At 41.1% G+C, this 13,769-nt stretch carries 8 protein-coding genes and 1 pseudogene; 1 reads left to right on the top strand and 8 read right to left on the bottom strand.

Annotated features, from left to right (window positions below):
- Window positions 1-74 precede the first annotated feature (74 nt).
- From KFO40_RS24210 to rbr, 4 genes and pseudogenes are all read right to left on the bottom strand, one after another.
- Window positions 75-443 (bottom strand): annotated as a pseudogene (locus KFO40_RS24210) (DNA methyltransferase); the annotation flags it as partial.
- Window positions 444-452: 9 nt separating this feature from the next.
- Window positions 453-1,766, bottom strand: a complete 1,314-nt coding sequence (locus KFO40_RS24205) for a type II restriction enzyme (RefSeq protein ID WP_004298814.1) — start codon at window positions 1,764-1,766, stop codon at window positions 453-455.
- On the bottom strand, window positions 1,759-2,604 hold the full coding sequence (locus KFO40_RS24200; protein WP_004298811.1) for a DNA adenine methylase: 846 nt from the start codon (window positions 2,602-2,604) through the stop codon (window positions 1,759-1,761). Before KFO40_RS24200 ends, KFO40_RS24205 begins: the two co-directional genes overlap by 8 nt.
- 153 nt (window positions 2,605-2,757) lie before the next feature.
- Window positions 2,758-3,336 (bottom strand): rubrerythrin, encoded by a 579-nt coding sequence (gene rbr / locus KFO40_RS24195; protein ID WP_004298806.1) that lies wholly within the window; start codon window positions 3,334-3,336, stop codon window positions 2,758-2,760.
- 248 nt (window positions 3,337-3,584) lie between these two features.
- On the opposite strand from rbr, the gene KFO40_RS24190 reads away from it, so the two are divergent.
- The gene (locus tag KFO40_RS24190; RefSeq protein WP_004298804.1) at window positions 3,585-5,264 is read left to right on the top strand and encodes a SulP family inorganic anion transporter; all 1,680 of its coding nucleotides are present in this window, start codon (window positions 3,585-3,587) and stop codon (window positions 5,262-5,264) included.
- A gap of 204 nt (window positions 5,265-5,468) precedes the next feature.
- On the opposite strand, the gene KFO40_RS24185 is transcribed toward KFO40_RS24190, so the two are convergent.
- From KFO40_RS24185 to KFO40_RS24170, 4 genes are all read right to left on the bottom strand, one after another.
- Entirely contained in the window at window positions 5,469-7,793 is a 2,325-nt protein-coding gene (locus tag KFO40_RS24185) for a family 20 glycosylhydrolase (protein ID WP_211146875.1), read from the bottom strand.
- 98 nt (window positions 7,794-7,891) lie between these two features.
- Window positions 7,892-9,715, bottom strand: coding sequence for a DUF5006 domain-containing protein (locus tag KFO40_RS24180; RefSeq protein ID WP_008023682.1), 1,824 nt, complete (start codon window positions 9,713-9,715; stop codon window positions 7,892-7,894).
- Window positions 9,716-9,758: 43 nt separating this feature from the next.
- Entirely contained in the window at window positions 9,759-11,573 is a 1,815-nt protein-coding gene (locus KFO40_RS24175; protein WP_008023680.1) for a RagB/SusD family nutrient uptake outer membrane protein, read from the bottom strand.
- 13 nt (window positions 11,574-11,586) lie between these two features.
- On the bottom strand, window positions 11,587-13,769 hold a 2,183-nt coding region (locus KFO40_RS24170), incomplete at its 5' end, for a SusC/RagA family TonB-linked outer membrane protein (RefSeq protein WP_211146874.1).

The following is a 13,769-nucleotide window of genomic DNA, read 5'->3' as shown; positions in this document are numbered from 1 at the left end:
ATCATTCTTGTTAAAGGTTACGGCGCAAAGATATGGCGGCTAACAACTTATGTCAAGGCGGAAAATAGAATGGTTACCCACGTAATGCAGTTAAGAATTTTAAACCCAAGTTCAGTTAACTGATTAGCTACAGAAAAAATATTATGATAAGTCCCTGATATCCAAATTGTACCATTATCTTTAAGTTTGTCACGACAATCAGCAATCCATTTATAATTAAAATTATCAATGGATTCTTTGCCAAAACTACGATCCCAATCTCCTTTATCTACACAAACAATTTTACCAGATTGTACAGAAATCCCTCCATTCGAAAGAAAATAAGGAGGATCAGCAAAAATCATATCAAATTGAAAATCAAACTGTGACAAAAGTTGTCGACAATCGCCAAGTAAAAGAGTAAATGCTCCATCCGATGATTTATAATATGATTTTAAGGGCATTATACGAATTTATTCAGTACGTAAATTAAGTACCCAATTTATCCAACTAATCACTGTACTGGAACGGCGATAATATAAATTTTCAGACATGCGGTAAAGTTCGCAATGCCTCATGATATCTATTACCTCCTCTTTAGATGGGATATTAGCATTATCAATATAACTCTTCAATGTCTGTCTAAAAGGACTATGGCTAAGAATCAATTCTGCCACCCGAAGATGTCGGCTTCGCAATGGCAATTTAAAAATTTGTTTCCCTAAATTCGATAGTTTATAATTGTAGATACTCCCTTTTTTATACCGCTGAATTAAACCCAAATAAACACCTGCATTCGCATAATAATCTGACTGGCGCTCATCAAAACTATATATTTTTGCTATACCATATTTATTAAACGCTTTATTATCCGAATTCATAATTTCACAAAGGTTGATAATGCGTTCCAACGAATCTGCTTGTGGGAATTGAATTTGCGGTTCCTTGACAACTGGAATACGCTTTGGTATCTCAAGTATATCCTGTAAGGTTATCACATCGTTCTCAATACGATATTTTTTATATTGCACTCTCTTTAGGGAATTATAATTACCTATTTCTTCAAAAGCATATTCAAATAAATAATATGTACCATTACTATACAATAAAAATACAGGTCTGATAGGCTTAGTTATCTTATTAGTCCATAATCTAAAGGGATAGTAAAGTTGGCGTACCAAAAAATCTGTAGAAAGAGAACTTTTAGCTTCAATCAAACACAAAGAATTTGTTCCTTCATAACCTCCATCAATCTCTATCTGTGAGTTACTTACATCCACTAAAAGAGAAGTATCTTCACCTGACAAACAATTGACACTAAATGAGAAACTTCCAGCTCCCATTCGCCCATTTACCGTAGGCAACAAGGTCGGTTCATTCAAGAAATCCCTGAGAATATCCGAAACATATATGCTATTAATAGCCGTAGCCTCACTTGTGATATTATTAAAATCAATAGACTCAATAAATGCAGGTGAAGAAACAGGCATACTATCTGTACTATCAAAGACTTTCTCTCTATCAGATAATGCAAAATCATGATACAAGTCCATTGCACCAATAATATAGCTTCCTCGTGTAATTGGCAAAATAGACAAAGAATTATCTATAAATATCTGGGGTCTATTGACACTATGATCGTGTTTAGTCATCAAACGAGGCTCCCAAAATTCTTTAATTTGTTGTGCTGTTATAATATACTTTCCTTCATCTTTTATAGTTTGCAGAATAGGATATTTATTAAAAATTTTCGTCCAATTAGTGTCTATCTTACTTGCATTATTCATAATTTCTTATTAATACTTCAGAGACCTGTCCCCTCTTTTCAGCATCTGAATTGATGGATCGAATGGCCTTTATTTCAGTTATGTTATAGTTCTTATATAAATCAAGAATCAAATCAGTACATGAGTTTGATAAGAGAAACTTTGCCTTCTTTGCATGCAGCCAATCACAAACATTTCTCAACCGTTCTTGTTCTGTACGATCAAATCCTCCCTGAGTATATCCCGTAAATGAAGAACTGTTTGATAACGGATCATAAGGAGGATCGAGATAAACGAAATCACCTTTAGAAACGTTATGTAAAGCCTCCTCGAAATCACCATTCATTATTAAGACATTGGAATTATTCAAATATAAGGAGACAGCTTTTATAGTTATCTCATTGACTATATTAGGATTCTTATATCTACCAAAAGGAGTATTAAATTCCCCAGAGCTATTCACTCGAAATAAACCATTATAACAAGTTTTATTTAGAAATATAATTCGCGAAGCTCTTTCTATGTTTGTTAATGCCGAAAATTTCTCTCTATCTCTATCCAGACTCCGAATCTCATAAAAATAGTCTGCTTCATTTTTATGTTTTTTCAAATCCGCTATCAGTTCTAATGGATTTTCTTTTATTACAGTATAAAGGTTTATTAATTCAGCATTAAAATCATTGATAATGGCATTTTTTGGCTGTATATGAAAAAGTAACGCTCCTCCACCAATAAAAGGCTCGTAGTAAGTTGCAAATTTTGAAGGCAAATACTTTTCAATTTCTGAAAGTATCTGCCTCTTTCCTCCAACCCACTTTACAAAGGGAACTACAAGTTTATTAGTTCTTCTTGATGACATACAACTGCAATTTGTAGCAAAGATAGATAATCCATTTGAAACTTGGAGAGTTTTAATCTTTTTATTTCTGAATCGTATAATATGATTTCCATAGTAACATATAAAGAGGATATACCTAATGGATATATCCCCTCTATCTAATTCATCCGTAGATTAATAGTTTTCCTTCTTCACCTCGAAATAAGCCTGTGGATGCAGACATGCCGGGCAAACTTCAGGAGCTTCCTTACCGATTTCAATGTAACCGCAGTTACGGCATTGCCATACCACTTCGCCTTCTTTAGCGAATACAGTCATATTTTCGATGTTATTTACGAAGGCAAGATATCTTTCTTCGTGACCTTTTTCTGCGATGGAGATATTGCGGTACATAGCAGCAATCATCGGGAAACCTTCCTGTTCTGCCACGTCGGCAAAGTGAGGATAATCCAGTGACCATTCTTCATGTTCACCCGCTGCGGCAGCGCGAAGATTTTCAAGTGTATTACCAATTACACCGGCCGGATAGCTGGCAGTGATTTCTACCATACCGCCTTCGAGGAACTTAAACATACGTTTTGCATGTTCTTTTTCCTGATCGGCAGTTTCAGTGAAAATAGCCGCAATTTGTTCGTAGCCTTCTTTTTTAGCTGCACTTGCGAAATAAGTGTAACGCATTCTAGCCTGTGATTCTCCTGCGAATGAAGTCAACAGATTTTTCTCTGTTTGAGTTCCTTTAATACTCTTAGCCATAATTCTATATATATTTTAAATTGGTTGATTACCAAACGTAACTTGTCGTACTATTTATAACGCAAATATAAACGATTTGTTCACAATAAACCACCTTTCTTAATGAATAAAAACTATCACCTCATTGACGAAATCTATCAACAGACAAATAGTATGTTCAAAAACATACTTATTTCGATTATTTTATCTAATTTTGCAACCTCTACTTTGCAAAAAAGTACAGAGTACACGTATAATAACATCTAAAAATGAAGCTATTTGAATTTAAACCCAAACTGGTTTCTTGTCTAAAGAATTATTCGAAAGAAACGTTTATGGCGGACCTGATGGCCGGCATCATCGTAGGTATCGTAGCGCTTCCACTGGCTATCGCTTTCGGTATCGCTTCGGGAGTTTCGCCCGAAAAAGGTATTATCACCGCTATCATTGCGGGATTCATCATTTCCCTGTTGGGAGGCAGCAAAGTCCAGATCGGCGGTCCTACGGGAGCATTTATCGTCATTATCTATGGCATCATACAACAATACGGCGAGGCCGGACTGATTGTAGCCACGCTAATGGCGGGCGTACTCCTTGTATTATTAGGAGTGTTCAAGCTGGGAGCTGTCATCAAATTCATTCCTTATCCTATCATCGTCGGATTTACCAGCGGTATCGCCGTCACTATTTTCACGACCCAGATTGCCGATATTTTCGGTTTATCTTTCGGAGACGAGAAAGTGCCGGGAGACTTCGTCGGGAAGTGGCTGATTTATTTCCGACACTTCGACACGATCAACTGGTGGAATACCATCGTTAGTATTGTCAGCATTATTATTATCGCCATCACTCCGAAGTTCTCAAAGAAAATTCCCGGCTCGCTGATTGCCATCATCGTAGTGACGGTAGCTGTTTACCTGATGAAAACTTTCGGAGGAATCGACTGCATCCAGACAATCGGCGACCGCTTCACCATTAAATCAGAGTTGCCCGATGCCGTTGTGCCTGCGTTGGATTGGGAAGCTATCAGGGAATTGTTTCCGGTAGCTATCACCATTGCCGTATTGGGAGCTATCGAATCGCTGCTGTCTGCCACTGTAGCCGACGGTGTGATAGGCGACCGCCACGATTCCAATACAGAACTGATTGCACAGGGAGCTGCCAATATCATAGCTCCTCTGTTCGGAGGTATTCCTGCCACCGGAGCTATCGCCCGTACCATGACGAATATCAACAACGGAGGTAAGACACCGATAGCCGGAATCATTCATGCAGTAGTATTACTGTTGATTCTGCTCTTCCTGATGCCACTCGCACAATATATCCCGATGGCATGCCTTGCCGGAGTACTGGTCATCGTATCTTACAACATGAGCGGATGGCGTGTATTCAGAGCTTTACTGAAGAATCCGAAATCGGACGTTACCGTACTGCTTATCACGTTCTTCCTGACCGTTATCTTCGACCTGACTGTCGCTATCGAGGTGGGACTGGTGATTGCTTGCGTCCTCTTTATGAAACGTGTCATGGAGACTACCGAAATCTCAGTGATTACCGATGAGATTGACCCGAACAAAGAATCGGATATTACCGTACACGAAGAAAACCTGATGATTCCCAAAGGTATAGAGGTATACGAAATTAACGGCCCTTATTTCTTCGGCATCGCTACCAAGTTTGAAGAAACAATGACACAACTGGGAGACCGCCCGAAAGTACGTATCATCCGTATGCGCAAGGTTCCGTTCATCGACTCCACAGGTATTCATAACCTGACTGCTCTCTGCGAAATGTCGCAGAAGGAAAAGACTACCATTATCCTTTCGGGAGTCAACGAGAACGTGCATAATGTACTGGAAAAAGCCGGATTCTACGAGTTGCTGGGAAAAGAGAATATCTGCCCGAATATCAACGTAGCATTGGAAAGAGCAAAAAGTCTGGTAGAATAACGCTGTTTATCAGTTACTTGCAAGCTATATATACCGTGCGTATTGGACATATAGATCCAATGTGTTGGGCATATATGACCTGCGTGTTGGATCTATAGCTCCAACACGCAAGCTATATATAGCCTATTTAATCAATCGCCACCTTACTAGACTTAAAAAATAATCCGCGCTTATGCGTCGCCCTCCACACCTGCCTGGCTTGTCTTACTCCAGCATCACTTCATCAAAAAAGATTCTCGATGTCTGTCCCGGTCTCACATGAGATGCAGGACAAACTCCCGGACCTTTGGCGGTCACACGTACATAACGGGCCTGTGTGCCTCCCAGTTTCAATGACAGGTTTTCTATAAAATTCCCTTCACGGAAAATCTCTTCAGACGTGAAGCTCTGCACAACGGCTTCGCGGAACTTGGAGTTATCATCCGAAACTTCCACCCTCACGGATGCCGGTTTATGGATAGCCATTCCATTGTTCGTGATGCATCCCAATGTCAACGTGTTCAGCATTTCCGGCTTCAGCAAGTCAATCGTAAAAGAGACAGAGTCATTGTCCGCCCATGAGCACCACTCGAAATCCGAATATTTCAGGCTTCCGCGTATTCCATTCGTCAGGAGCTTTTCAGTCGGATTGGTTCCCAGTACAGGTTTGGCGGTAGCCAGGTTCCATCGGACAGGAAGTATCAATGTCTTTCCCATCTGTCTGCCGTACGCAAAAGTTGCACCTTTTAGGGTAAGCGCCTCTTTTACAGGCACTATTTTTTCGTAGAGCGGTGAAGTTGCCGTAGGTTCGCTGCCGTCCGTCGTATAATGTATCTCCATATCAGGACGGATACATTCCAGTTTCACTTCAAGCATTCCATCGTTTGGAGTTACCGTATGCTGGATGTTGTACATTGAACGGGCGTAAACGATGCCTTTAGCTGTCAGATGCTCATTATAGGCATCCAGTCCTTTCAAAAACGCAGTCCAGTCCTTGTGTTCGGGCTGTGTCCATGCCACTTCCGCCAGGGCGGCAAGACGGGGGAACACTAAATAATCGACATCTTCCGGCTTATTGCAGAACTCCGTCCACATAGATGCCTGTACGCCCTTTAACAAAGAAGCATATTCCGGTTTCCAGTCCGCTTGCACAGGTTCGTAATCGTAGATGTCTTTCAGCGTGTTATTTCCGAAATAGGTCTGGGGTTCGAACCATTGCGGGCCTTGATAACGAATCAGATACAAGATGCGGGCAGGGGTCATAATGAACTGATGTCCTTTTTCCGCGGCTTTCAAAGCAGCCGTACCGAGTCCGCGCCAGCCTTGGATGATAACACCTTCCGGCAGGAAACTGCTATTTGTCAGTTCATCCCAACCTATCACTTCGCGTCCTTTGCTGCGTACATAGTCGCTCATCCGTTTCATAAAGTAACCTTGCAGGTCTTCTTCGTTGGCAAGGTGCTCTTTCTTTATCCGCTGCTGGCAAAGCGGGCATTTTTTCCAGTACCCTTTCTGCGCCTCATCTCCTCCCAGATGAATATATCGCGAAGGGAAGATTGCCATCACTTCATCTAAAACATCTTGCAAGAATGTAAATGCACTATCGTTTCCGGCACAATAAATCACTCCCGAATTACTTCCGCCCAAACCCGGAATTACTCCGATGTAACTGTCTACTACGGGGCAGGCCAGTTGCGGATAGGCAGCCAGTGCAGCGTTGCTGTGAGCCGGCATATCTATTTCGGGGATAATTTCTATCTGGCGGTCGGCAGCATAGGAGACCATTTCTTTAATATCTTCCTGTGTATAAAATCCACCGATAGGAGTGGGTTCACCCGGTTCGGCGTTACGGCGGAAATAGAAGGGAACGTCCATGCGGTTCACTCTCCATGCTCCCACTTCCGTCAAACGGGGATATTTCTTGATTTCCAATCGCCAGCCGTTATCGTCCGTGAGATGGAAATGAAGCGTATTGATTTTGAGCATGCCCATACAGTCGATGATACGCAACACGTTTTCCTTGGGGATGAAGAAACGGGCGGCATCCAGCATCAATGCCCGATAACCGAAGCGCGGCTCATCCTGAATGGTTACGGCGGGGATACTCCATCGGATATTCTTAGCCTGTTGATTGCCTTCAACAGCCGACGGCAACAATAGGCGGATGGTCTGTAATGCATAGAAAAAGCCTTTTATATCCGATGCCTTTACCTGAATCTGTTCCGGAGTAACTGCCAACTGATAGGCTTCGCTTTTTAAAGAAGAGTCGATTGTAAAGCAGACATGGCTCTTCTCACTGCCACCTATTGCCAACTGTGAGGTGATCCCCGAGCTTCTCTTCAATAAGTTTATAAAGTTGCGGACGATGACAGCCTGCTCATGGTTCTCTACCGAAAACAGCGTTTGAGAAGAGAAGGTAAAGTTGCCCTCTCCCGGCACGACCTGCGCCGGACGGGGAACTATTGAAATAGGGGGAGATGTCAAGTTGGCGGCATGCATACTAATCAAAGACGTCAATAGCACGAGAATAATTAAGATTTCTTTCTTCATGGTAATAAAACTTTTAAGAGTGAAAATGTCGAAAGAGATGCATAAACACCTGACTTCCGACATTTTATCAATTAATCTATTGAAAGCAGAACACTATATTAGTAGAATAATTGACCTGCATTTGCCCAGTATGTCACGCCTTCGTCCGAATACGTGCTATTCGTATAAAAACGAATCCAATCAATTTCCATCATAGGTGTATTCGGATCGGTCTTAGGTTCGGAAATAGCCTTCAATACACTATCCCATCCGTCCGGACGATTGTCTGCCGGAGCAAAAAGGAAATCCAAAGCCAAGCCATCTGCAGGAGCAAAACCCCAAGAACTTGTCGAAGGGACATCTACATTCGTACTTCCATTGATTCCTACTTTTATTCCATCTGTAGTCAATTCTACCCAATAAATATTATAATCACCAATTTTGGGGAGTGGGCTTGTTTTAGTACCATCTTCCATTGTCGAGAAAACACCTTGTGTCACCAAGTTTCCTTTCGTATTTCTAAGAATATCGATTCTCTGTATTTGTTTATCAAATACGCCCCCAGGTGCATCTCTAAGCTCAATGACCGGAACAATACCCGTACGATCTCCCGTCACACGCACTCTCATTTCTATACGCATTCCCGGATTGATGTGTATAAAACGGGTAGAAGCACCTGAACCGCCTCTTCCAATATATACAGCAGCCGAACCGTAATCTCTACTCGCACCAAGTCCGTCTCCCGGTGTGGAACCAGCTTGTACCCACAATTGATAAGTACCGTCTTCTGTTACATTAGAACATTTATCGCGATTAGCAGCAAACACATCTTGTATTGATTTAGTTGGAATATAATTAAAAGACCAATGCCTATAGTTACCAAACGACGTATTCGGCTTCGTCGGCATACTCCACCCGAAAGAGCTTTGTATAAAATGGAACTCTACGCCACTCCAGAATTTCCATCCTTCCTCTGCTAATTTCTGGTTGGGATGCGAAGTTAACGAAGCATAATCAGTTCCAGGTTTAGCACCCGTTTTTCCGGTTATTTCTACAGACGAGCTTCTGTCACTCCCCCACCAAGCATCGAATTTGCTTTTATTGCCTTTAGATACAAATGGATATTCCGGATGTTCATACACCAAGGTCGGATCATACATATCCGGATTGGCAAGAGATTCGAGGTCAGTCATCATAATTACTAATTTATCAGACTTCATCGGATTAGCTTCAGAGTTTGAAGTGAAATTCAATGTCAACTCCTTATCTCCTGTCTTCGCTCCATCCATAACTAAAGATATAGGGTCAGTTTTTGCGTTCAGCGCTCCTGCAGGAATAGTCAGTTCACTGGGCAAATTTTCAAAAGAGCTCTCATCCTCCGCTTTTGCGCTGATACTTACCACAATAGGTATTGCCCTCGGTTTATCCAGACTGGCTACCAACACAAATTTATCACCTTCCGTTACTATATTGTCCGCATTGCCTTGTATTGCCATATTTACCCGATAGTAATCGGACACTTTCATAGGAAAACTAGGGTTACCAATCTCGTATCCGCGGGAAAAAGCTACAAAATTAAAGTTTTTACTTCCTTCCAATCCAGTTTCTTTCAGAGGGAACTCAACACGAATACTCTTCTCACCTTTCGGAAAAGTAACGATGTTATGAAAATCTTTGAATACGCCGGACACATCCTCCGTACCAGTTTTAGCGGTAAAATAAATATCAAAATCTTCGTTAGCCAAAACCTCGCTTCCATCCTTATCCGGATTAATATCCAAATCGACAACTAACTTTTCGCCCATTACAAAAGTCGTATTATTGACAGTCATCGTAAAAGGAACAGCTTGTGGTAAAGGCAAATACTTAGTTTCATCTTCACATCCCATCAAGCATACACCCAATAGAGATATTGAAAATAGTTTGTAGAATATATTCTTCATGTTTTTTTCTTTATAATTATCAATGAACTTAAGTTGATGCTTCTCAATTTTTGCGCCACCCCGGATTCTGTGTCAGTTCTTTATTCAATGATATCTCGCTCGGTGGAATCGGAAGTAGATAATCACGTCCCGCATCAAACTGGAACCCACGTGGAAGAACATTTTTCAGTGGATCCAAGTAATCGTTATTGTCTACCAGAATTTGAGCCAATTCTTCATTCTTCGGATCAATTGATTTATATAAAACGCTGCCGGCTCCAAAGTAAGCGCCTCCGCCACGTTTCCCCTGGAATAACTTATGTGCTCTCCAACGCATCAAATCATCCAAACGCATTCCCTGCAATGGCAGTTCAGAGCGTCTTTCCCGACGGATTTCTTGCAGATTGGCAGAAATTGTATAACCAAAATCAGGGAAATTGGGATCAATAGCTGATGGAGCGAGATAAGTGACTCCGGCCCGTTCGCGTAATGGCTTTATAGTCTTCTCCAAAACAGCAGCGTCACATTTTCCCAATTCTTCCGCAGCTTCTGCATAAGCCAGCAAGGCTTCTGCATAACGAATCATTGGAGTGGCAGTTTCTCCCTGCCCACTTACGAATGTAGTATCAATTCCCATACGGATATGATAGCCGGTAGTATTACTCTGATTTCCGGTACTTACAATTTGAGGAGGATTGATTAAATCTTTATCTTCCTCTGAATAAGCCTTCACCAGCATTTTCTTAGCTCCTTTCACTGTCATCGATTTGTATTTACAGTCCGAATGCATTACAGTGGCCAGCAACCGACCATCCCTATCCTTAAAAGATTCATTGAAATCTTTAAATTTTGCGGCTGTGGGATCAATAAAGTTGCCATCCACACTTAAATAATTATCTACTAATGATTGAGAAAGTCCGGCTGGTCCTTCAGCATCACACATTCCACTGGATAAATTCGTATTTAAACTGTGAACCAAGTTGTCGGCAATTGAATATTTCTTCCAAAACAACACTTCCTGAGTAGCCGACAAATCTTTTGAATTGAACAGGTTTCCATACGCATCATCAATATTCTTCACTGATTTATCATTCTCTTTTGTGTTTAATGTAATACCCATTTGAAACAATTCATCCCCCAAAGTAAGTACTTGCTGCAAAAAATCATCTGATTTATACTCGGCAGCGGCAAAGTCAGTACCTTTATGATATTTCTCCCACGTACCTTCAAAGAGTGCCACTCTCATCGCCATAACCATAGCAGCTTCTTTACAAATACGCAATCCCTGATATTTGCTGCGGGAATATAGCAACTCTTTAGCTGCCTTCAAATCATCAAGAATGAATTGTGCCACTGCCGAACGATCACGTGCCGGAATCTGTAACCCGCCAACGGTAGCGTTTCCATCCCAAAACTTGTCCATCACAGGAATACTGCCGAATTTAGTCAACAAGTAATAGTGCCAATATGCACGAAAGAAATAGGCTTCTCCTTTCAGAGATAATACTTCCGCTGTTTCTTCAGCTGCCGGTACTTTATAATATTCTAAGAAGTAATTGACACTACGTAGATTCTGGTATCCTTTCTGCCATTCTGTTACGCCTCCGATAGATTCTTGCAACTCCCCGTTCATACGCCTGTCATACACCATGGCTACCATATTATCACTATTCTTTTCTTCTCCCATTATTCCCATGCCATAGGCACCTGCAGAAGGAAGAGCAATATACAAACCATTGACATAATTAGTCACGGCACTTTGATTCGTCAAGAATGTCTCGCTACTGGGCACCACCAAAGGCACTTTATCCAGAAAGTCAGAACAGGAAGTCAATAAAGTACCGGCTAAAGCTACTGCTAATAAATATATTTTTTTCATCATTATCCTCTATTTAAAAAGTAAAATCAAGTCCGAATACAAAATTCCGGTTTAGCGGATACACCATACCATTACCATTAGATACGACCGGTGAGGTTAGACCCGGAGCCTCTGTAGTAGTACCTCCAGCCATTCCGTTCACCTGATTAAGCGTTTCCGGATCAAACTGTTTTGGCAATTTTGTTACAGTAAACAGGTTATCGCATGCTACATACAATTTCAGTCGACTAATACCGATATGTTTTAGCAACTTCTTATCGAAATTATATGATACAGTCAGGTTCTTCATACGCATATAAGCTGCATTCAATAAATAGCGAGTTGAATTATACCCTGTATTTACATAAAAGTCCTGATTATTTTTCCAGCTAGTCAGACGAGGCAAAAAGCCATTCGGAGTCTCCGGGCTGAAATAATCCAGATGCTCCTTGAAGTTATAGCTACCTGCACTAAACATATAGCTACTTCCCGAAATCGGGAAATCCCTTTTTGCCACTCCTTGCAATAAAGTAGATACTTCAAAACCCTTATATCCCACATTCAAATTGATACCGAACGAATATTTGGGAGTTGTATTACCAATAATCTTCAAGTCACCATGATTGTATATCGTACCGTCACCACCATCTATTTTCCCATCATTATTGGAATCTATATATTTCAAATCTCCACGACGCCACATGTCATCCGGCTTGAGCGCACTCATATCCACCTTTCGCAAGTAATCATCAATCTCACGGTTTGTCATGAAAAGGTCGTCAGCCTGATACCCCCAAATCTCACCAAGATCCATCCCTTCATAATATCCTTTATTAGGACCATACCCGGTGTGATTATTGTAAATGGTTCCATCTGGATTATTATATTTGGTAACGACAGCCTTATAGCTAAACACATTGAATCCTACGCCATAACTAAATCCACATTTCAGCTGATCATGCCAGTTCACCGAAAGCTCCCATCCGCGGTTACGCAATGTAGCATTATTTATTTTAGAGCGGTTTTCGGAAGCTATACCACTAATATCGGGAATAGCTTCGGCCGGACCAATCATATCCCTTGTCATGCGCTGGTATATATTTGCTTCTAAAGAAAGCCGATTGTCGAACAGCATCAAATCAAGTCCCAAGTTTGCATTATCCACTTTTTCCCATGTAATAAACGGACTTACCATTTTAGGGGTCTTTGCTATCGTTCCCTTGATAGCACTGGCAGAAGAGGCAGTAGGCAATAACCAACCATTAGATCCCAAAGCATCCAATGACATAGTAGCCAGATAATCGTATAATCCGGCTCCATTCTGATTACCCAGACGACCATAAGACACACGGACTTTCAATTGAGACACCGGAAGTTTCAGCCTCTGGAAGTAATCTGTTCTGGCAATATCATAACCAGCAGAGAATGAAGGGAAAAATCCCCAACGGTTTCCTTTTGCAAAACGTGAAGAGCCATCATAACGCCCGCTGAACTCAAAGAAATATATATTGTCATAATTCCAGTTCAACTTAAGGTAAGCCCCCATTGTAGCCCAATGTGTACGATCTTCTCCGGCTATGACGTTCCCGCTGGCATTTGCAAAAGAAAAGATATCATTACTCATCATTCCATCTTTATACATATACTCATTGGAATCTTCTTTCATTTCCATTTGGAATCCCGCCATTGCCTTGAAAGAATGTTTTCCCCATTGCTGAATATACATACTGGACACATTAGGCGACAAATAATAATTGAACAGACTTCCACGGGCATAAGAACCGAACTTCATTAACTTCCAATCGATATTCGGATAAGAGAATCCTTGCCTGCGTCCAGTAGCATCACCCGGTTTTAGCGTCCCTAAAGGAGTTTCATATTGCGGATTCTCATATAGAATCATATTGTTATTTTCTACATCAAAACGTATCTTCATTTCAGCCGTAACATCCCATCCTTTCATTAGAGTAGCCGTAGCGGATACTGACAAGGCATCTGAAAGCCGATTATTTTCATAATTCGAATTTTGCATGAAAAGCGTTTCGTTCCAGCTGGGAATATTATATTTTGAATCAATCGGCAAATGTGTAACTTGTGACGGACGATGCGAACCTATCTTATTATAAATAATAGACTGGTTGGGCATCGGACGTTTTATCATTTGCAAAGTTATATTATTATTTAGGTTGAATCTCAACCAGTCAGTAGGCTTCGCCT

This window comes from Bacteroides sp. 1001302B_160321_D4 (assembly GCF_015667765.1).
GTDB lineage: Bacteria > Bacteroidota > Bacteroidia > Bacteroidales > Bacteroidaceae > Bacteroides > Bacteroides xylanisolvens.
The sequence above is the reverse complement of the archived record's forward strand: the minus strand, read 5'-3'. Positions and strand labels throughout refer to the sequence as shown.

Excerpts from the sequence above, each read along its gene's own strand:
- KFO40_RS24205 (WP_004298814.1), bottom strand. The coding sequence starts at position 1,766 with ATGAATAATGCAAGTAAGATAGACACTAATTGGACGAAAATTTTTAAT.
- KFO40_RS24200 (WP_004298811.1), bottom strand. The coding sequence starts at position 2,604 with ATGTCATCAAGAAGAACTAATAAACTTGTAGTTCCCTTTGTAAAGTGG.
- rbr (WP_004298806.1), bottom strand. The coding sequence starts at position 3,336 with ATGGCTAAGAGTATTAAAGGAACTCAAACAGAGAAAAATCTGTTGACT.
- KFO40_RS24190 (WP_004298804.1), top strand. The coding sequence starts at position 3,585 with ATGAAGCTATTTGAATTTAAACCCAAACTGGTTTCTTGTCTAAAGAAT.
- KFO40_RS24185 (WP_211146875.1), bottom strand. The coding sequence starts at position 7,793 with ATGAAGAAAGAAATCTTAATTATTCTCGTGCTATTGACGTCTTTGATT.
- KFO40_RS24180 (WP_008023682.1), bottom strand. The coding sequence starts at position 9,715 with ATGAAGAATATATTCTACAAACTATTTTCAATATCTCTATTGGGTGTA.
- KFO40_RS24175 (WP_008023680.1), bottom strand. The coding sequence starts at position 11,573 with ATGAAAAAAATATATTTATTAGCAGTAGCTTTAGCCGGTACTTTATTG.